Here is a 21,156-nt window from a genome sequence, read left to right on the forward strand (position 1 = left end):
CGCCTCAGGCCCCGGCCAGATCGGGGTCGATATCGGTGAGTTCGACCGAACGCTTCCACAGCCATTCCGCCGCCCCGGGATCGCGGGCCAGCCGGGTCAGGAACGCCGGTCCGGAAGGGCCGCTCATTTCGCGAAGACCGCGCGGTCCGAAATAATCGCCGCTCTCGGCAGAAGGGTCGGTCGCGGCCTGAAGCGTTGGCCACGCGCCTTGCCGGGCGCTGTTCAAGAGCTTGCCGACCAGCGGCATCATGAACTTCGCCGGCCCGAAATGGCGGCCCAGTTCGGTCGAGGCGATGCCGGGATGGCAACCGATGGCGGCGACCGGCGATCCATCGGCGCGCAACCTGCGGTCCAGTTCGATGAAAAACAGCGCGTTGGCCAGCTTGCTATCGTAATAGCGTTGCATCCGGCTGTAGCTTTCCTCGGCCTTGGGATCGCTCCAGATCGCCTCTCCGCTGCGGTGCGCGATGCTGGACGTGACGACCACGCGCCCGCCGCCGTCCGCGGCCAGTTTAGGCAACAGCAGCGAGGTCAGCGCGAAAGTGCCGAGGTGGTTGACCCCGAACTGCATCTCATACCCCTGCGCCGTGTGGCTGAGCGGGACCATCATGACCCCGGCGTTGTTGACCAGCACATCGATCTTCGACCGCGCCGACAGCGCCTCTGCGGCTCGGCGCACGCTGAACAGGTCCGCCTGATCGAGTTCTACGAAGTCGAGCTTTGCGTCCGGGTGGTCCGCAACGATCCGCGCGATGGCGGATCGCGCCCGTTCCTCGCTGCGACAGGCCAGGATCACCTCTGCGCCTTTACTCGCCAATACCTTGGCCGCTTCGAAGCCAAGTCCAGTGTTGCCGCCGGTTACGACGAATGTCTTGCCGGTCTGGTCGGGTACGTCGGCGGCGGTGAATCCGGGCATCTCAGGTCCTCTCGTCTATCCCTGAACGCCAATGCGCGATCAGAGCGACAGTTCCAATTGCGCGACCGGAGCGAACGACCGGCGGTGCAATGGCGTCGGACCATGCTCGCGCAGGGCCGCAAGGTGTTCCGCCGTGCCATAACCCGCGTTCCGCTCCCACCCGTAATGCGGATGTTCGCGCGCGGCTTCGCGCATCAGGCGATCGCGGTGTTCCTTGGCAATGATCGAGGCGGCAGAGATGCACGGTTCTTTCGCATCGCCCTTGACGATGGCGCGCGCGGGCCATCGCCATTCGTCGCGGCGGCCCTGCGGCGTCAGATTGCCGTCGACCAGCACCTCCAGCGGATCGCACCCCAGCTTGGCGCATACCGCCTCTACCGCCCGTGTCATCGCCAGCATTGTCGCGCCAAATATGTTCAGCCGGTCGATCTCGCCCACATCGACCACACCGATGCCCCAGTGACACCGGCGCTTGATCACCTGCTCAAGCTCGCCTCGCCGCGAAGCCGACAGCACCTTGGAATCGCCAAGGCCGGAGGGGCGCGGCTTGCACAGCACCACGGCGGCGGCCACGACAGGCCCGGCAAGTGGGCCACGCCCTGCCTCATCCACTCCGGCTATCAACGGGGCGTTCATGTTCGGAACCTAACCCGGTCGGACGCATAGAGCCTGACACAGGCATCAGACCGAACCGGAAAGCGAACTATCTTGCACATCACCCGCCTTCTCTTGCCCGCCTTTATCGCGCTTGCAAGCTGCGGCGTTCCCTCTTCCGCAGGCGGGAGTGGACAGGCTGTCGAAAACGCGGACCAGACCGAGGCGGGCGACCCCGGCACGCAATTCGCGGTGCAGGAAATGGCGCGGTTTGACGAACCGTGGGCCATGGCCTTCGAACCGGGAACCGGTACGCTGTTCGTGACCGAGAAAAGCGGCGCGCTAAAATTCCTGACCGCGGACGGCCAGCGCGGGTCGGTGAGCGGTGTGCCGATCGTCGCCTATGGCGGTCAGGGCGGGTTCGGCGATATCGCCTTTGCGCCGGACTATGCGGCCAGCCGCGCAATCTATCTCAGTTGGGCCGAGGCGGGTCGCGGCAATTTACGCGGCGCTGCGGTGGGGCGCGGCACGCTATCGTGCGAAAGCGATACGGCCTGCACCATTAAGGATTTGCGCGTGATCTGGCGACAGATGCCGAAGGTATCGGGTCAAGGGCACTACTCGCACCGCCTCGCTTTTGCGCCCGACGGACAATACCTGTTCGTCGCGTCGGGCGACCGGCAGAAGATGGACCCTGCGCAGGACCCGCAGTCGACGCTGGGCAAGATCGTGCGCCTCAATCTCGATGGCACGCCTGCGGCCGGAAATCCGCTGGCGGACGAAAACGTGGCCCTTCCGGAAGTCTGGACGATGGGGCACCGCAATATCCTTGGCCTCGCTTTCGATGGGCAGGGGCAGCTATGGGGTCTGGAACACGGACCGCAGGGTGGCGACGAATTGAACCGGATCAAGCCGGGCAAAAACTATGGCTGGCCGGTCGTCTCGAACGGCGATCATTATGGCGGCCAGCCGATCCCGAACCATGCCGAACGTCCTGAATTTGCCCCACCGGCGATTAGCTGGAACCCGGTCATCGCGCCTGGCGATATGCTGATCTATTCGGGCGCACAGTTTCCCGGGCTTCAGGGTCACGCCCTGATCGCTGGCCTGAAAACGCAGGCGCTCATTGACGTATCGCTCGATAGCGACGGGCCGGTCGAACGTGCCCGCTATGATTTCGGGCGCGGACTGCGTGCTTTGGCACAGGGGCCCGACGGTTCGATCTGGGTCGCCGAGAACGGCAAGAACGCCCGTATCCTGCGCCTGACACCGCGCTAGGGGCGGAATTCGCTCGACATCGGCCCCGGTGCGCCCTATCGGCCCGCCCGTTTTACGCAGTTGCACAAAAAGGGCCGGTGCCGCCGATGGCCACGATCATTCCCCTCGACCAGGTCGAACCCGCGCTTGTCGAAGCGCTGCTCGACCGCGCGTTCGAGCCGGAACGGCAGAAGCGAACCGCCTACAAGGTGCGCGACGGGGTGGAATGGCTACCCGGCCTGTCCTTTGCTGCGCTGGATGACGAAGACTATCTGGTCGGCACGATCCAGTGCTGGCCGGTCGCATTGACCGACGAAGCAGGCCGCGCACATCCGCTGGTCATGGTCGGACCCGTGGCCGTGCTGCCCGAACAGCAGAACGACGGGTATGGCAAGGCGCTGACCCTCGCCTCGCTCTCGGCGCTAGAAGATCTGGCCGGGGACGCCGCCCCGCTGCCACAAGTGCTGATCGGCGATGCGGATTATTACGGTCGGTTCTTCGGCTTCACTGCGCAGGGTACCGCCGGATGGCAGCTTCCCGGTCCATGGGACCCGGCCCGTCTGCTGGTTCGCACCGATAATCAGGCAGTTCTGCCCGAAACCGGTATGCTTGGGCCTTGGCGCGGGTGAAGCGATCTGGCATCGCTGTGTCAGCAGATGCCATACGAAGTCCCTCCCGATCTTGCCGGAATGACCCTTGCCGAAGTGGCAGAGGCGGTCGCCGCGCGTACATTGCCGCCGGTTTCGCAATGGAACCCGGACAACGTGGGCGAAAGCGGCATGCGCATCGCGCGCGACGGGCGCTGGTATCATGACGATAGCGAGATCACCCGCCCGGCGATGGTCCGCGCCTTTTCCGGCCTGCTGCGGCGGGATGGAAACGAATACTGGCTGGTCGTCCCGTATCAAAAGCTTTCGATCGCGGTTGACGATGCGCCCTTTATCGCCACCGACGTTCGCCGCGATGAATGCGGCGGAAAACCGGTACTGACCTTTCGCCTGAACACCGACGAGTTCGTGACCGCTGATACCGATCACCCGATCACAGCGCGCGGCGACGCCCAAACGCCAGCGATCTACGTAACCGTGCGCGACGGGCTGGAAGCGCGGCTGGACCGCTCTACCTATACCCAGCTTGCCGAAATCGCGATTGCGGAGGGTGCGGAGCCACTATCGGTCACCAGCAACGGCGCTACGTTCGCATTGGTGCCATCCGTCGCATGAGCGCGATCCGCGACCGTCTTGTCGATATGCACCTGCGCGGCCACCGCCGCGACGTGCACGGTATTCGCAGCGAAAACGAAATGGCACCCGAAACCCGGCGCGATGCCGCAGTCCTTATCGCGGTGACAGAACGCGCCGAGGAAGATGGCCCCGGCCCCGGTGTTTTCCTGATCGAGCGGCCCGCAAAGATGCGCAATCACGGCGGACAAGTCGCGCTGCCCGGTGGTGCGATCGATCCGGGTGAGAATGCGGTCCAGGCCGCACTCCGTGAAGCGCACGAGGAAATCGCCCTGCCCCTCTCGGCTGTCCACGTAATCGGGCCGACCGACCGCTACGTCACTGGAACGGGTTTTTCGATCACGCCGATTTTGGCAACGGTATCGCCGAACCTGAAACTGCGCGCCAACCCGGCAGAGGTCGACGAATGGTTCGAAGCGCCGCTGTCGCACTTGCTGGATCCGGCAAGCTGGTCGACCAGATCGCTGTTCTATCGCGGGCGCGACCGCCAATTCCTCGAAACCCACTGGGACGGGCATCATATCTGGGGTGCCACCGCCGGAATTTTCGCAAATCTGGCGATGCGGCTGGGCTGGGAAGGCTGGGACTGATGGTGCCCATATCACAAGCCGAATGGGTCCACCGCAAGGACATTGCCGCGCTGGTCGCGGCGCTGGGTGCTGACGAATGCCGTTATGTCGGCGGCTGCGTGCGCGATGCGCTGATGGGGCATGAGGCGCATGACGTAGACATCGCCACGCGCCATCACCCGGACCGGGTTGTTGCCATCCTGAAAGATGCGGGCATCCGGACGGTTCCCACCGGCCTGGAACATGGCACGGTGACGGCGGTGCTGGATGGCGGTCCAGTCGAGATTACGACGCTGCGCTGCGATGTAGAGACCGATGGACGCCGCGCGACCGTGCGCTTCGCATCCGAATGGAAAGACGATGCCGCCCGGCGCGACTTTACGATCAACGCGTTGTATCTGCACCCGACAACGCTGGACATCTCGGACTATTTTGGCGGGCTGGACGATCTGGACGACAGGCGCGTGCGGTTCATCGGCGATGCCCGTCAGCGGATTGCCGAGGATCACTTGCGCATCCTCCGCTATTTCCGGTTTCACGCCCGCTTTGGCTCCGAACCGCCCGATGCAGAGGCAATTGCCGCGTGCAGGGAACTGGCCGCAACGCTAAAGGGCCTGTCGCGCGAACGAGTAGGTTGGGAACTGCAGAACCTGCTCGCCTTGCCCGATCCCGCACCGACCGTCGCGCGGATGGCGGATCTTGGCGTGCTCAAGGTGGTTCTCCCAGAGGCGGGCGCGGTGCAGATCGATCGTCTAGCCCGCCTGATCAGTGCCGAGCGTGAGGGCCGCATTGCGCCCGATCCGATCCGACGTTTGGCCGCGCTCTTGCCGCCCGATCCGGCCCTAGCCGAACAGGTCGCGTCACGGCTGCGGCTGTCGAACGCGCAGAAGAAGCGCATCAAGCTGGCGACCATGCGGAACGACGCCGATGCGGTGAACCCGCGCGGGCTTGCCTATCGTGAGGGGCTTGAGGTCGCGCGCGACCGGTTGCTGCTGCTGGGCGAACCGGTGAACACCATCGCCAATTGGGAGTTGCCCGCCTTGCCGATCAAGGGCGGCGATATCGTCGCGGCGGGTGTCGGCGCGGGGCCGGATGTCGCGAAAGTGCTGCGCGCAGTGGAAACCCGCTGGATCGCAAATGGTTTTCCCGATGAAGCGCAGACCCGCGCTTTCATGGCCGAAGAGATCGCCAACCTTGGATGATCAGGCCGGTCAGGCTGTAGAAAGCAGGGCGTCGCTAAACGGAAAGGCGTGAACACCATCGTCGAATTCCTGCAACAGCTTCCCTACGGCGACATGCTTGCCGACAAGCCTGCACTGGCGCTCGCGCTGATTGCACTGTGCGTGGCTATGGTTGGCGGGGCGCTCATGAAGGTCATGCCCAAATCGGGCGCGCTGTTGCGCGGGCTGGGCAGTTTCGGGCTTGTTGCCGTACTGGTGCTTACGGTGATCGATCTGGCGCGGCTGAACCCGAACCTTGCCATGCCGCAGCTGGGCGTGCCCGAACAGATCGTCGATGGTGAGGAAACGCACATCCCGCTGGCCGGTGACGGTCACTACTGGATCGAGGCGGAGGTCAACGGACACCCCACCCGGTTCCTCGTCGATACCGGGGCGAGCCTGACCGCGATCTCTACCGAAACGGCGCAAGCTGCCGGGATCGAGGCGGAATCGATGATGGGCACGGTTCGGCTCGAGACGGCGAACGGAAGCGCGCCGGCGCAGCTGACGACGATCGAACGGCTGGAAACCGGAACGATTGCCGCGCGCGAACTGCGTGCGGTGATCGCGCCGACGATGAACGGGATGAATGTGCTGGGGATGAACTTTCTCAGCCGCCTCGAACGCTGGAGCGTCGATAACGGAACGCTGATCCTCGTGCCCCACGAACCGCGCGTGGCCAGCTAGCGTCGACCGGTGGCGATGGCCCCCACGGGATAGCCGCCGCCCGCGCGAAGGTAGGCATTTTCCCCTGCTGTGTCGGCACGGCCCAAAGCATCGTTGCGCATGGGGAAACGTCCGAAGTGGCCGACCACATTGCGGTGGCCGCGTGCGAAGTCCGCTATAGCCTGCACCTCATCCACAAGCCCCGCGAAAAGCGCGACGCTGCGATCCTGCAATGCGCTATCTTCGGCGTGCATCAGCGGCATGTAGAAGAACTGCCTTTCCGACAGGGTCAGTACCTTGTCCGCCCCATGCTCCAGCCCCTCCAGAACGAGCGTCTGCGCTTTGCCATCGCCGGAAAAGGCACGAGCCTGTCCACGGAACACGTTGCGCGTGAACTGGTCGATCAGGATGATCAGGCCCAACCTGCCGCGCGGCTCCTGCGCCCAGTGGTTCAGATCGCCCGCGAGCGCTTCCTCGACAAGCGGGCCGAATTGCCGGCAGATCATCGCGTCGACTTCGGACCCGCCGTCGAACCACTGCGCTGGAGCGAGTTCACGAAACCAGAAGTCCAGCACCTCCAGCCACGGCTGTTCTACCGCCACGATCAGAACCGGTTGTCGCGCGGAAAGCCTTGCGGCGGCAGACGACCGGCGGCCCCACGCGCAACGCGCCATTGCCACATGTCGCTCTCGGTCCGGGTCCGTCCGCTGTCGCCGCCCATCTTCCACGAAAGGCCGTCTTCCAGCTTCAGGGTCGTCGCATCCGACAGGCCGCCGTCGCGATAGCGTTGCAGCTGCACGCCCTGCCCGCGGGTCATTACAGGCAATTCCTCAAGGCTGAACATCACCAGCTTGCGATTGTCGCCGACGACCGCGACATGATCGTGATCCGCCGGAATTTCGCGCACGACCTTCAACGTCACGCCCGGCTTCAGGTTCACAACCGCCCGCCCCTTGCGCGTTTCGGCCAGCAATTCATCCATACCCGCCGCAAATCCGCGCCCGTTGTTCGACGCCAGCAGCACCTGCCCCTTGGGCCGTGCCACCATCATCGCCACGATCGGCGCATTGGGATCGATGTCGAGCGTGGAGCGCACCGGCTCTCCAAAGCCGCGCCCACCGGGGAGCTTGTCCGCGCCCAGTGTGTAGAACCGCCCGTCCGCACTGGCGAGCAACAGCTTGTCGGTCGTCTGCGCATGGAGCGCAAAGGCGGGACCGTCGCCTTCCTTGAACTTGAATTCCGTATCGAGGTCCACGTGCCCGCGCATCCCACGGACCCAGCCGCGCTGCGACACGATCACCGTCACCGGCTCCTTCTCAATCATCGCGTCCATGCTGAATTCGACCATGGGCGAGGCCTCCGCAATCGTCGTGCGGCGGCGGCCAAGTTCAGTGTCTTCCGCATATTCCTTGCGCAAGGCATTGAGATCACGCTTTAGTCTGGTTCGCTGACGCGCCGGACTTTCGATCAGCTTGGCCAGGTCTTCACGCTCTGCCAGCAAGTCGTCGCGCTCACCCCGAAGCTGCATTTCCTCCAGCTTGCGCAGGGACCGCAAACGCATGTTGAGGATCGCCTCGGTCTGGCGGTCGGTCAGGCCGAATTCCGCCATCATCACCGGCTTCGGCTCGTCCTCGGTCCGGATAATCTCGATCACGCGGTCAAGGTTAAGGAAAGCAATGATATAGCCCTCGACCAGCTCCAGCCGCCTGTCGATCTGCTCCACCCGATGACGCGAGCGGCGCAGCAGGATCTCGATCTGCGCCGCGATCCAGTTGCGCAGCACTTCGCCCAGCCCCATCACCACCGGCGTGCGCCCACCTCCTGACCCTACGTCGAGAACGTTGAGGTTGAGCGAGAACCGCGTTTCCAGATCGGTCAGCTTATACAAGCTTTCCTTGAGCAGTTCGGGATCGACATTGCGGCTCTTGGGCACGAGCACGATACGGATATGCTCGTCACTCTCGTCGCGCACATCCTCAAGAATCGGCAGCTTGCGATCCGCGATCAGCGCCGCGATCTGCTCGATCAATCGGCCCTTCTGGACCTGATAGGGTATTTCGCTGATGACCAGTTGCCACTGGCCACCACCCAGCCGTTCGATCCCGGCGTCGCGATCCTCGGCCTTGTCCGCCTCTGCCGCATGGAACCGCCCGCGCACGCGGAACGATCCCTTGCCGGTTTCATAGGCGTGGCTGACGATGTCCTTGCTGTCGACAACGAGTCCGCCGGTGGCAAAATCCGGCCCCTGAAACACCTCCATCAACTCGGCATGTTCGGTACGCGGATTGTCGATCAGTTTCAGCGTCGCGTCGATCACCTCGGCCACGTTGTGGCTGGGAATGCTGGTCGCCATGCCCACGGCGATGCCGCTGGCCCCGTTGGCAAGCAGGTTCGGGAAGATGCCGGGGAAGATTTCAGGCTCTTCCTCCTCACCGTTGTATGTCGGGATGAAGTCGACGGTGCCTTCGTCCAGCCCCTGCATCAGGATGATGGCCGTGCGGGTCAGGCGCGCCTCGGTATAGCGATAGGCTGCGGCATTATCGCCGTCGATGTTGCCGAAGTTGCCTTGCCCTTCAACCAGCGGATAGCGCAGCGCGAAATCCTGCGCGAGGCGGACCATCGCATCGTAAACGCTGGCATCGCCGTGCGGATGATACTTGCCGATCACGTCCCCGACGACGCGGGCGGACTTCTTGAAACCCGACTGCGGATCGAGCTTCAGCATCCGCATCGCCCACAGCAGCCGGCGATGAACCGGCTTCAGACCATCCCTAAGGTCTGGCAGGGAACGCGCTGTAATCGTTGACAAAGCATAGACGAGATACCGCTCTGAAAGCGCGGCATCGAAGGGGGCGTCCACCAGCCTGTCAAAGGGATCGGGTTCGGTCATGTCAGTCAGATCGTCAGCCATCAACCCACGCGGATAGCAGGCCGCGAAGGCCGCGCAAACGCGAAGCCCGACACCATCCACGATTGCAATTACGCGCAGTCACGTGCCGTTCATCCTCACGAGCAGAGATTACGGCGAAATTATGGCATAAAGGAGATAGAAATGCGGCGGATAGACTTGGCAAAGTTGGCTGCTGGCCCGGTTCTTGTCCTTGTCGTGACCGGCTGTGAGAGCGGTGGACGCGTGAGCGACAGTTCCGAAATGACCTCTGCCGACATTGCCGAGCCCGCTGCCGTCGAAGAGCGCATGAACGCCGGCGAAGATTCATCCGCAGATGAGATTGCGGTCTCTCTTCCCAAGATCGCCTATGTCTACAGCTTCGGCTATCGCCTTTCCCCAAATGCGATTGCGCCGCTCCAGATGGCGCAGGCCGACTTGTGCGAAGCGCAGGGTCCGCGCACCTGCCGCATCCTCGATATGCGGCAAGCGGGGATGGAAGGGCAGTTCTCATCCGGCTCGCTTACCCTCGCCGTTGCTGCCCCGCAGGCCCGGGCGTTCGGGGCGAAGCTCATGACACTCGCCGATGATGCGGGCGGATCGCAGATTTCAAGCGCGATCGGCGGCGAAGACCTGTCGAAACAGATCGTCGATACCGAAGCCCGCGTCCGCGCCCGTACCATTCTGCGCGACCGGTTGCTGGAAGTGCTGGCCACGCGCAAGGGCACCGTGGCCGAGCTGGTTGAAGCGGAGCGCGCCGTCGCGCGGGTGAATGAGGAGATCGACCAAGCGAAGGGCTGGCTGGCCGAGATGCGCCAACGCGTCGATTACAGCAGGATGGAAATCACCTACCGTTCCGGGATGCCTGAAACCGGCGGCTTCATGACCCCGGTGCGACAAGCAATTTCGAGCATCGCCGCGATCCTTGGCAATATGCTGGCCTTTGCGGTTGTCGCGCTGACGGTTCTGCTTCCGCTCGGCCTTGTCGGGTGGGCCGTCTGGCGGCTGGTGCGCCGATTGCGCCATGCAGAGGGCACCGCGCTCGAAAATCCACGATCGCCATGACTGATCGAAGCTGCGCCTCGCCCCGTCCTATGCGGCGGAACGTGAGCAAGTCGGCTCCGTTGGTCAGGCAAATAGACACGCAGATCACTGGAGACCACTATGACCCGCAAGGTTCTTATCATCGCCACCAATGGCTTCGAACAATCGGAGCTTCTGGAACCGCGCAAGGCGCTCGAAAACGCCGGCATTGAAACTACGCTCGCCAGCCCGGAAAGTGGCAGCATCAAGGGTTGGAACAAGAAAGACTGGGGCAAGAGCGTGGATGTCGACTGCTCGGTCAGTTCGGTTTCTGTCGACCAGTTCGATGGATTGATGTTGCCCGGAGGACAGATGAACCCGGACATCCTGCGCATGAATGAAAAGGTTGTAGATCTTGTCAGGCAGTTTGCGGCCAGCGGAAAGCCGGTCGCGGCTATCTGTCATGCTCCATGGTTGCTGGCCGAGGCGGATCTTCTCCGCGGGAAAACGGTGACCGGCTGGCCCTCGATACGAACCGACCTCAAAAACGCAGGCGGTATCGTGAAGGAGCAGGAAGTCGCTATCGACGGCAACCTGATTACAAGCCGCAACCCGGACGACATTCCGGCTTTCAGCAAAGCGCTTATTTCGGCGCTTGAAGGTAGCAGCGTTGCCCAATCGCCCGAGCTCGAAACGGCGCACTAAACACGCTGAATCACAGCATTCGCCCTGTGGATAACCATGCCCCGGCAGCCGCCAATCGGCTGTCGGGCCTTTGGTGCCAGCCGTGACGCGACTCGCTTCCGGACATTGCCCGAGTCGCAGCTTGGTCGAAGCGTTGTTAACCATTTGCGTTAGACATGATAATTTTATTGCGGCGCCACCCGCATTTGCGGGAACCAAATCAATTATCGTTTATTTTCAATTGACTGTGATCAAGGTCACAGACACTTGGGAACGCTCAATCCCAATATGGGGCACACCTGAAAGCCGGGTTGAATCAATGGCTTTAACTAGAGGATATTAATGGCCTAAGGTACAAACCTTAAAGGGCCAGTAGATCGAATACTGAAGTAGCAAGTCGGGGGGCACGCTGCTTAGCCAAGCTCCTCGATATACGCGCCACGCAAATTGCGGCGCGCGCTTCTTCTCGAATGCACCCGAGCGGGCAGCCGGATGTTCCGGACTGCTCCTTTGTTGAAATCCGGTCGCGTCAAACGCGCGATCATGCGGTGACGAGGCGATGACGATGGACTTTCAGTCAAACGGCGGCAACGACGGCCAGGCCAATGGCAACAGCGAAACCTTCGGCCTTGCCGAGGCGACGCCGATCTTCAACGGCGCCAGTAACGTCAAGCGCGTGATTGCCGACCCGGCCCGTGAAAACGTCCTTGTCCTGCCGGAAGGCGTCGGCCTCGACGACATTTCGGTCGAGGGTAACAACCTCGTCATTGCCCTGCCCGACGGCACGACGATGGTTGTTATCAACGGTGCGGTCTACGTTCCCGAAATCGTGATTGACGGCGTCACCGTCCCGCCGATGAACATCGCTGCGCTGCTCGATACCGACACGCCCGAACCGGCCGCCGGCAACCAGCAGAGCTCTGGCGGCGACTTTGCCGATCCGGTCAACCCGATCGATCCCGCCTACGATCTGGGCGATCTCCTTCCCTACACCGAACTGTTCTTCCCGCAGCCTGAGAATGAAGAAATCATTCCCTACCTGCTGAATGAAGTACCTGAAATCACGTTCATACCCGATACGGGCGATGGCACGATCGTGGATGAAGACGGTCTTCAGGGTAACACCGACGAACGCCCGGAAACCCCGGGCACGATGGATGAAACCGACGACGAATCGACCACAGGTACGATCCGTTACGTCTCTCCCGACGGCACCGACAGACTGCTGATCGATGGCCAGGACATTTTTGAAATCGTCGACGGCGAGGTTGTCATCCTCGAACCTTTCGTCAGCGGTTACGAGATGACCTACGGTACGCTGGTCATCAATGCGATCGACCTCGAAACCGGTTCGATAACCTATACCTACACGCTGACCGACAACACTGTTGGCGACGGTGTGCAGGACAGCTTCGACATCACGGTCATTGACCCGCAAGGCGATTCCGATACCGGCACCGCCTTTATCGACATCATCGATGACGTGCCGTTCACCAATGACGATGGCGTCATCGCAACAGTCGACGACAACGCGACCGCGGTCGACGTCGGCTCGGTCGATCAATTGCTGATCAACGACGAATATGGTGCGGACGGCGTCGGCACGCCAGCCGTCACCATCGTCGGGCTAGGCAGCAACGGCGGCACGATCGAGATTGTCGACGGTCGCCTGATCTATAATTCGACCACCAACGTCGCTCCCGGTGAAACGGATTCAGAGACGTTTACCTACATCATCACCGATAGTGACGGCAGCGAGAGCAATCCTTCGACCTTCACCATCAACCTAACCGATGAAGGCCCGACGATTGGCGATCCCGATGGCGTCGCTGCGACGGTTGCGGTTGACGAAGAAGGCCTTGGCGGTCTGGCCGGTGGTCCGGAAAACGACCTGCCGGGCGAAGCCACGACGCAAAGCGGCACGCTGTTCGGACTGGATTTCGGGTTCGATGGGCCGGGCGATGTGGTTCTGACCGGCACGACGTACGACAACCTGGTGACCCCTGACGGCAACTCGGTCGTCACGACCTGGGATGCTGACACCCACACCCTGACCGGCACGGACTCGGTCACCGGCGCGGAAATCTTCACCGTCGAACTGACCGTCGACGAAGACGGCATCCCGACCGGCGAATATACCTTCACGCTGATCTCGAACCTGACCCACCCTGCTGGCGACGGTGAGAATGATGTGAACTTCTCAATTGAAGTTGTCGTCACCGATGCAGAAGGCGATCCCGCAACCGGCTTCATCAACGTGACGGTCGATGACGACAGTCCCGTGATCGAAGTGAACACGGATGCTCCGGTTGCGACGCTGGTTCTGGACGAGTCGCCGATTGGCGAGGATTCGGGCGATGACAGCGACGGCGGCACGCCGGTTGCGCCGGTTGGCCGTGCGACGATCACCGCCGACTTCTCGGGCAACTTCACGCTCTCCAACACCGACCCGAACGACCCGAACTTCGGTGCGGATACGCCCGGATCGGTTGCCTATACGCTGGTTCTGACGGGTGAAGATGTCGCGTCGGGCATGTTCACGCTCGACGATGTTTCCATCGTCCTCAATCAGGATGCCGATACCGGTGTCATTACCGGCTCGGCCGATGGCGTGGACTACTTCACCATCTCGGTCGATGCCGACACGGGCGTGGTTACTTTTGCCTTTACCGATGCCTATGCGAACATTGCGCATGACAATGCAGACTTCGACGATGACACCGCTGGCATCACGCTGACCGAAGGCACGCTGGTCCTGAACGCAACCGCCACCGACTTTGACGGTGACGATTCCCCGGCGGCCAGCATCGATCTTGGCGACAACGTCTTCCAGATCCAGGACGACGGGCCGAGCCTGACGCTCAGCACCATCTCCGAAGATGACGATGGCGATCTCGTCACGATGACGAGCGATGCCGACATCACTGATGTCGATGCGACGCTCAGCCTCTCCTCGTTCTTCTCGATCGGGTCGTCCGACTATGGCACCGATGGCGCCGGTTCGACGGTCGTGACCTATGGTCTGAACATCATCGGCGGCGGCGTCACGACGCTGACCAGCGGTGACGCGGCCATCACGCTTTACGAAGGCGAAGACGGCACGATCATCGGCTCGACCGCAGGCGATGCGGATTCGATCACCGACGAGAACACGATCTTCACCGTCTCGGTCGATAGCGAGACCGGCCTGATCACGCTGACCCAGAGCGGCCCGATCGACCATGCCGACGACAGCGACCTCGCCTACCTTGGCGAAGGCGTGCTGGAAGGCACCTACAATGTCGTCGTCACCGATGCCGACGGCGATACCGAAACCGAAAGCTCGTCCATCGACCTTGGCGACAATATCGCGTTCGGTGATGACGCGCCGGTGATCGAAGTGAACACGGATGCTCCGGTTGCGACGCTGGTTCTGGACGAGTCGCCGATTGGCGAGGATTCGGGCGATGACAGCGACGGCGGCACGCCGGTTGCGCCGGTTGGCCGTGCGACGATCACCGCCGACTTCTCGGGCAACTTCACGCTCTCCAACACCGACCCGAACGACCCGAACTTCGGTGCGGATACGCCCGGATCGGTTGCCTATACGCTGGTTCTGACGGGTGAAGATGTCGCGTCGGGCATGTTCACGCTCGACGATGTTTCCATCGTCCTCAATCAGGATGCCGATACCGGTGTCATTACCGGCTCGGCCGATGGCGTGGACTACTTCACCATCTCGGTCGATGCCGACACGGGCGTGGTTACTTTTGCCTTTACCGATGCCTATGCGAACATTGCGCATGACAATGCAGACTTCGACGATGACACCGCTGGCATCACGCTGACCGAAGGCACGCTGGTCCTGAACGCAACCGCCACCGACTTTGACGGTGACGATTCCCCGGCGGCCAGCATCGATCTTGGCGACAACGTCTTCCAGATCCAGGACGACGGGCCGAGCCTGACGCTCAGCACCATCTCCGAAGATGACGATGGCGATCTCGTCACGATGACGAGCGATGCCGACATCACTGATGTCGATGCGACGCTCAGCCTCTCCTCGTTCTTCTCGATCGGGTCGTCCGACTATGGCACCGATGGCGCCGGTTCGACGGTCGTGACCTATGGTCTGAACATCATCGGCGGCGGCGTCACGACGCTGACCAGCGGTGACGCGGCCATCACGCTTTACGAAGGCGAAGACGGCACGATCATCGGCTCGACCGCAGGCGATGCGGATTCGATCACCGACGAGAACACGATCTTCACCGTCTCGGTCGATAGCGAGACCGGCCTGATCACGCTGACCCAGAGCGGCCCGATCGACCATGCCGACGACAGCGACCTCGCCTACCTTGGCGAAGGCGTGCTGGAAGGCACCTACAATGTCGTCGTCACCGATGCCGACGGCGATACCGAAACCGAAAGCTCGTCCATCGACCTTGGCGACAATATCGCGTTCGGTGATGACGCGCCGGTGATCACTGTCGTTGCAGCGGCCGGTGATGCAATTCTCGACGAATCCCCCGCCGGTACCGACGAGGGCGACGATCAGGATCCGGGCTCGCCCTACGCGCCAGACGGCATCGCCAGCGACACGTTCGACTTCTCGGACAACTTCTCTCTGTCGAATGACGATCCCGATGCCGATGGCTTCGGCAACGACGTCCCCGGTTCGGTCAGCTATGCGCTGGTCCTGACGGGCGAGAACGTGGGTTCGGGTCTCTATGCTCTTGAATTCACCGATAGCGTCGTGGATGCCGACGGCTACGGCCAGGGCGATGAGATCATGCTCGCCCAGCTCGCCGACGGTACTATCGTTGGTTACATCGGCTCGGTCCCGACCGAAGCTGATGCCGACAACGTGTGGTTCACCATCACGGTGGACGGTGACACGGGCGTCGCGACCTTCACGCAGCTGCAGAACGTGTGGCATGCGTCTACCACCAGCGATGACGACACTTCGGTCATGGACATCACCGGTGGCACGCTGACGCTGGATGCCACCGCGACCGATTTCGACAACGACGATTCAACCTCGGCCTCGCTCGACCTGAACGGTGTGTTCCAGATTCAGGACGACGGCCCGGCCATACTTGGTGAAATCGACGACAACGTCGATGCCAGCATTGCCGACGATCAGGCGACCGGCAACTTGCTGAACGCCACTTATGTCGACATCGGCACGGACTCGAGCGATAGCTTCGCAGGTCGCATCACGGCGATCACCTTTACCGATCCCGATACGATGGCCGTCAGCAACGACGACCTGTCGGGCGGCTATCCGCTGACGATCAACACCGCCTATGGCGATCTGGTCGTGACGGAAGATGGCCAGTACACCTTCACGCTGGACGAAACGAACCCCGACGTCGTGGCACTGGGCACCGGTGACGTCATCGATCTCAGCTTCGGCTTCACGCTGACCGACGCCGACGGCGACCCGGAAAGCAACGTCCTCAACATCACCATCAAGGGCTCCAACCAGCCGCCCTATGGCGAAGTGCAGAATGCGGTCGTGTCGGAAGAAGGGCTCGACAACGGCAACGAAGACGAAGTCGGCGTTCCGCAAGACGATACGGACAGCGCAAGCTTCAGCGGCACGTTTGCCTATGACGCGGTGACGAACCCCGGCGGGTTCCAGGACCCGGATGGCGACAACCTGAGCTTCACGATCGGCGTACCCACTGGTGACTATTATAGCGCCGACGGCACCCTGATCGTTTGGGAAGTCGGCGAAATTGACGCCATCACCGGCGAGCAGGTTGTGACCGGTACTGCTGGGGAAGACGGCCCCTCGGTCGTCCGCGTCGTGCTCGATACCGAAACCGGCGACTACGACGTCTATCTCGATGGTCCCGTCTATCACCTTGGCGAACCGAGCGAGACAGACGGCATCCCCGACGGCGACGGCAATATCGAGAGTGAGTTCAGCATCACCTTCCCGGTTGTCGTGTCGGATGGCGTCATTGCCGACAACGTCGATACTTCGCTGATCGTCCAGATTGAGGACGACAGCCCGGTCGTCGCTGCGGCGGACTTCGACCCAAGTCCTCTGGTAGTGGACGACTCCGATTTCGGCACCGACGCGACTTCAAGCTTTGCCGACGCTTTCGACATCGAATTTGGCGGTGACGGCGAATTCGACACGTTCTACACGCTGGGCGTCAGCGCGCAGGGCGCGGCAAGCGGGTTGACCGAAACGATCAGCGGCCTTGGCATCAACCTCTTCCTGATCGATGGCGTGGTTTATGGCTCGACCGCGACGGACGTTGGCGACGTCGACGTAGGTGGCGGCAGCAACATTGCCTTCACCATCAGCGTCGATACCGACGGCGACGTTACGCTCGACCAGTCGCAGCCGGTCGTTCACGATCTGGAAGGCTCCAGCGCCCTTGCCCTGGAAGAAGGCTATGCCGATGGTGAGGCCGAAGGGCTGAGCGCTGCCGATCTGGTAACGCTCACCGCCACGGCCTACGATCAGGACGGCGACAGCGCGAGCGAAACGATCGATATCGGCGACGCCTTCTTCTTCGAGGATGACGGCCCCTACATCGAAGCCGCCGATCCAGTCGATGCCGGTTCGCTGATGACCAGCGACGCGGAGATTGTCGACGCCGACGGGACCAGCATCGATCCCGACGTAAAGCTCAATCTGGCCAATGTCTTCAGCTACACGGGCGCGGACGGCGGCAACGACGGGACGCAATCGATCGTCGAGAGCTATGGCATTGCGCTGCAGGTTGACGAAGGAACCGCAAGCGGCCTGTTCAGCGGTGGCGACCCCGTCTATCTGTACATTACCGACAGCGGCGTCGTGATCGGCTCTACTTCAGATAGCGAAGTTGCCATCGATGATCCCAGCGTCGTCTTCACGATCAATGTGAACAGCGATACCGGCTTTGTCGGGCTTGTTCAGGAACAGCCACTCGATCACACCGATGGCGGTGCCTTCGATGATGTTTTGCCGCTTCCAACTGGCTTGGTCGAGGCAACCTACACCGTCACCATCACCGATGGCGACAACGACACGGCGACGGCGAACCAGACTTACGATCTTGGCGGCAGCATAAACTTTGCAGACGATGTCCCGACGGAGCTGGCCGAAAGCGTTTCCGTGTCGGTTGCAGAAGATGAACTGCCCGGCGGCAATCCCGACGACGATGGTATCAACACCACGGCGACCGGATCGTTTGGCGCGCTGGTCGATGCGGGCAACGACCTTCCCGGTACGTTCGCTTTCGACCTTTCGGGTTTTGTCGATCCGGGCCTGACGTCGGGTGGCGATACCGTCTTGTGGACGGTAATCGGCGATGGCGCGACACTGGTCGGATATACCGGTGACACCGTACCGACGGACGTGACCGACGCTGGCGTCGTGCTGACCGTTGCAATCACCGATGCGCAAAGCGGGGCTTTCACCGTTACGCTTCGCGATCAGGTCGATCACATTCCGAACGATCCGGCCAACGACGACAACCAGACCCTGTCGATCGATATCGCCAGCGGCATCACCTACACCGACTATGACGGTGACACGGTTTCGCTGGCCACGGTTATCGAGGGCGAGGATACCAATGCCACCGCGATCATCGTGATCGAGGACGATATCCCGGTCATCTTCACGCCAGATGCGGCAACGCTGACCAACGCGGACGAGGCGACTTTCACCGGCAAACTCGATCTAGACGATAACATCCTGAACAACCTTGGCGCGGATGGCGGATCGGTAGTCTTCTCCGACACGCTGGAAGGTGCGGACAGCGGGATGGAAGCAGGCGGACAGCCGATCATCTACTCGCTGTCGGATGACGGCCAGACGCTGACCGGTACGGCCAACGGCAACACGCTCTTCACGATCACGATCAATCAGGATAACTCCGAATACACGGTCGAAATGTTCGGCAAGGTTGACGCCTTTACCGAAGTCAACTTCACCGACGCCAACTATGACTTCATCGGCGGCAACGACGGTTGGTTCGGCATCGTACCCAATGGTGAGATTTCAGATCCGATCGCCAACAATTCGCAGGATGTGCTGATCACGCCGATCGGCGGTCCGTCGGTCAACACATCCGGGATTCTGGGCGGTGTGGATACTGGCCAGTCAGTCGGCCCGAGCGAAGGTTTCCGGATCGACTACGTCGTCGATCTGACCGGTTCTCCACCGAACAACTACACGGATGGTCAGGTCAATAATCACACGTTTGAAGGTCACTGGACCACAAATGGTGCATCGGTAAGCTTCCGCCAGTCGACGGGAACCACCCTGCGCTTCAGCGCCTATGACGACAACGGCGACACGGGCACCGACGGTAACGACATCGTGGGCGACGGTGTCCAGGACACGATCACCGGCATCGTCATCTCGTACAACGGTGTCCAAAGCGCGGACCTGACCCCAACCGGTTCGTTACAGACTGTCACCATTTCGGGACGGACGTTCAGCTATCAGCTCGACGGCGACGGCGGCGTGGTCATCGGCAACATAGGTGGTGCCAACGGGAACAGCGGTCCGCCCGAAACGACGGTCGCGATCTTCACCGCCGACGGATACAATTCGATGGAGGTCGACTATGTGTCTGGCCAGACCATCAAATTCTCGGGCTTTGGCGCCGCTACCGAATCGCAGGATCCGGTCGACTTCTCGGTGCCGCTGCTGATCGTCGATGGCGACGGCGATACGACCGATACGGTAGACCTTGATGTCACGCTAAACCCCGAAATGGTCACTCCGCTGGTTCTTGACCTCAATGGCGAAAACGGTGCGGAGATCGTCGGTCACGAAGCTGGCTTCACCTACGACTATGGCGATGGCCTGATGGCGACGGCATGGGTTGGCGAAGGCGACGGCATTCTCGCCCACAACGGCGAAGATGGCATCAATTTCGTTTTCGGTGGCGAGGGTGTGACCGATCTGGAAGGGCTTGCCGTCTACGACAGCAATGGCGACATGCTGCTCGATAGCAGCGATGCCGAGTGGCTGAATTTCGGTGTCGTTCTGCAGAACGGCGACTTCGTGACGCTTGCTGACGTGAACGTCACCTCGATCAGCCTCGAAGGCGACGACACGCCGTATTACACCGCCGGTGGCGATGCGATCGTGTTCCAGACTTCAAGCTTCACGCAGACGATCGAAACCGAGGTGGAAGGTGAAACCGTCGAGGTTGAGGTCGAGCGGACCACTGCCGACGCCGGCTTCCTGATCGCCCCGGCTAACGACGACGAGGTGCAACAACCGATGCGTCAGGCAGAGGCGGCGCTGATCGCTGCGGCTGCTCCGGGCCTGCTGGTGGCGGCTTCGCTCCACAACACGCCGCTTTTCGATGACGATGGAATGGTTAATTTCGTCCCAACCGACATCGAATTCGCAACAGCTGTGAATGCGATCACACCGAACGAGGTCGATCTGTCGCATGTCTCTCCCATGGCAGGGATGGATAACGACGCTGAACCGGAAGCGATGGCGACGGGTGGTTCGCACCTCTCGAATGATGGCGGGTTCGAAGCCGCGTCGTTCGGTGGAGGCGAAGGACCTGCACACCACGCAGCCGATCTGGGTGCGTCTGCAGAGGCAGTGGTTAATTTCGCGCCAACGACTACCCCGGTCTCCGGACCGGAAGTCGGTGCCGAGGTTCTTGCCGCCCTGCTCGACATGGGTGCACCCGCGGCAACGCCGAACGGCGATGCAGAGGGTTCCGATGTCGGCGTGCCAGAAGCAGTCGTCGCTGCACTTGAAGAAGTCACCGGCAGCGATCCGATCTCCGAACTGGTAGAGCAAGTTGTTGACACGGCTCCTGAATCGGCACACCACGCCGTTGCAGGAACCGACGTGATGGAAGCGCTGCTGAACAGTGGGGTTGCAGGGCATCACTTCCAGATGGCGTCGCCGGTTGCGGTTGAGCATGCAGACGATGCCGCTCAGCTTGCCGCGGCGGCAGCCTGATCCGTTCCGATAAAAAGGTATTAAGGGGGCCTTTTACGATGAAAACCTGGCAAATCCTCGCTTCCGCCTCGGCGATTGCGACGGTCGCATCCAGCCCTGCCCTTGCGCAGGACGCGGTCGACCTGATGTCGCTCAGCGACTCTGAACTGAAAACAGAGCTGGAGATGCGTT

13 protein-coding genes are annotated in these 21,156 nt (G+C 61.8%); 9 read left to right on the forward strand and 4 right to left on the reverse strand.

Annotated elements, in window-relative coordinates; genetic code table 11:
- Positions 1-4: 4 nt before the first annotated feature.
- Both AB433_RS09675 and AB433_RS09680 read right to left on the reverse strand, forming a co-directional pair.
- Entirely contained in the window at positions 5-916 is a 912-nt protein-coding gene (locus AB433_RS09675; RefSeq protein ID WP_047820854.1) for an oxidoreductase, read from the reverse strand.
- Between the two features lie 39 nt (positions 917-955).
- Complete coding sequence (locus AB433_RS09680) at positions 956-1,552, reverse strand: ribonuclease HII (protein ID WP_047820855.1); 597 nt, start codon at positions 1,550-1,552, stop codon at positions 956-958.
- Positions 1,553-1,624: 72 nt separating this feature from the next.
- Between AB433_RS09680 and AB433_RS09685 the strand changes: the two genes are divergently transcribed.
- From AB433_RS09685 to AB433_RS09710, 6 genes are all read left to right on the forward strand, one after another.
- A complete protein-coding gene (locus tag AB433_RS09685; RefSeq protein WP_047820856.1) occupies positions 1,625-2,788 on the forward strand; it encodes a PQQ-dependent sugar dehydrogenase in 1,164 nt (387 codons plus the stop codon).
- Between the two features lie 86 nt (positions 2,789-2,874).
- A complete protein-coding gene (locus AB433_RS09690; RefSeq protein ID WP_047820857.1) occupies positions 2,875-3,396 on the forward strand; it encodes a GNAT family N-acetyltransferase in 522 nt (173 codons plus the stop codon).
- Positions 3,397-3,423: 27 nt separating this feature from the next.
- On the forward strand, positions 3,424-3,990 hold the full coding sequence (locus AB433_RS09695) for a DUF1285 domain-containing protein (protein WP_047820858.1): 567 nt from the start codon (positions 3,424-3,426) through the stop codon (positions 3,988-3,990).
- Positions 3,987-4,598: an NUDIX hydrolase gene (locus tag AB433_RS09700; RefSeq protein WP_047820859.1), complete on the forward strand. Its 612-nt coding sequence runs from the start codon at positions 3,987-3,989 to the stop codon at positions 4,596-4,598. Before AB433_RS09695 ends, AB433_RS09700 begins: the two co-directional genes overlap by 4 nt.
- Positions 4,598-5,779 carry a CCA tRNA nucleotidyltransferase gene (locus AB433_RS09705; RefSeq protein WP_047820860.1) on the forward strand — a complete coding sequence of 394 codons (1,182 nt, stop codon included), beginning with the start codon at positions 4,598-4,600 and terminating at the stop codon, positions 5,777-5,779. Before AB433_RS09700 ends, AB433_RS09705 begins: the two co-directional genes overlap by 1 nt.
- 48 nt (positions 5,780-5,827) lie before the next feature.
- Positions 5,828-6,484: a retropepsin-like aspartic protease family protein gene (locus AB433_RS09710; RefSeq protein ID WP_053059097.1), complete on the forward strand. Its 657-nt coding sequence runs from the start codon at positions 5,828-5,830 to the stop codon at positions 6,482-6,484.
- Here the strand turns inward: AB433_RS09710 and AB433_RS09715 are convergent.
- Both AB433_RS09715 and parC read right to left on the reverse strand, forming a co-directional pair.
- The gene (locus AB433_RS09715; RefSeq protein ID WP_053059098.1) at positions 6,481-7,065 is read right to left on the reverse strand and encodes a DUF924 family protein; all 585 of its coding nucleotides are present in this window, start codon (positions 7,063-7,065) and stop codon (positions 6,481-6,483) included. The genes AB433_RS09710 and AB433_RS09715 overlap by 4 nt on opposite strands.
- Positions 7,066-7,067: 2 nt before the next feature.
- On the reverse strand, positions 7,068-9,374 hold the full coding sequence (gene parC, locus AB433_RS09720) for a DNA topoisomerase IV subunit A (RefSeq protein WP_047823786.1): 2,307 nt from the start codon (positions 9,372-9,374) through the stop codon (positions 7,068-7,070).
- A gap of 141 nt (positions 9,375-9,515) precedes the next feature.
- Here parC and AB433_RS09725 point away from each other — a divergent pair, with 141 nt between their 5' ends.
- The 3 genes from AB433_RS09725 (at position 9,516) to AB433_RS09735 (ending at position 20,985) form a co-directional block, all read left to right on the forward strand.
- The gene (locus AB433_RS09725; RefSeq protein ID WP_156170773.1) at positions 9,516-10,415 is read left to right on the forward strand and encodes a DUF4349 domain-containing protein; all 900 of its coding nucleotides are present in this window, start codon (positions 9,516-9,518) and stop codon (positions 10,413-10,415) included.
- Positions 10,416-10,514: 99 nt separating this feature from the next.
- Positions 10,515-11,078 (forward strand): type 1 glutamine amidotransferase domain-containing protein, encoded by a 564-nt coding sequence (locus AB433_RS09730; RefSeq protein WP_047820862.1) that lies wholly within the window; start codon positions 10,515-10,517, stop codon positions 11,076-11,078.
- A 544-nt stretch (positions 11,079-11,622) separates the two neighbouring features.
- Positions 11,623-20,985, forward strand: coding sequence for a DUF5801 repeats-in-toxin domain-containing protein (locus AB433_RS09735; RefSeq protein WP_169749336.1), 9,363 nt, complete (start codon positions 11,623-11,625; stop codon positions 20,983-20,985).
- Positions 20,986-21,156 lie beyond the last annotated feature (171 nt).

It is taken from the genome of Croceicoccus naphthovorans, assembly GCF_001028705.1.
GTDB classification, from domain to species: domain Bacteria; phylum Pseudomonadota; class Alphaproteobacteria; order Sphingomonadales; family Sphingomonadaceae; genus Croceicoccus; species Croceicoccus naphthovorans.

Coding starts and splice junctions, on each gene's coding strand:
- AB433_RS09675 (WP_047820854.1), bottom strand. CDS start 916: ATGCCCGGATTCACCGCCGCCGACGTACCCGACCAGACCGGCAAGACA.
- AB433_RS09680 (WP_047820855.1), bottom strand. CDS start 1,552: ATGAACGCCCCGTTGATAGCCGGAGTGGATGAGGCAGGGCGTGGCCCA.
- AB433_RS09690 (WP_047820857.1), top strand. CDS start 2,875: ATGGCCACGATCATTCCCCTCGACCAGGTCGAACCCGCGCTTGTCGAA.
- AB433_RS09695 (WP_047820858.1), top strand. CDS start 3,424: ATGCCATACGAAGTCCCTCCCGATCTTGCCGGAATGACCCTTGCCGAA.
- AB433_RS09700 (WP_047820859.1), top strand. CDS start 3,987: ATGAGCGCGATCCGCGACCGTCTTGTCGATATGCACCTGCGCGGCCAC.
- AB433_RS09705 (WP_047820860.1), top strand. CDS start 4,598: ATGGTGCCCATATCACAAGCCGAATGGGTCCACCGCAAGGACATTGCC.
- parC (WP_047823786.1), bottom strand. CDS start 9,374: ATGGCTGACGATCTGACTGACATGACCGAACCCGATCCCTTTGACAGG.
- AB433_RS09725 (WP_156170773.1), top strand. CDS start 9,516: ATGCGGCGGATAGACTTGGCAAAGTTGGCTGCTGGCCCGGTTCTTGTC.
- AB433_RS09730 (WP_047820862.1), top strand. CDS start 10,515: ATGACCCGCAAGGTTCTTATCATCGCCACCAATGGCTTCGAACAATCG.
- AB433_RS09735 (WP_169749336.1), top strand. CDS start 11,623: ATGGACTTTCAGTCAAACGGCGGCAACGACGGCCAGGCCAATGGCAAC.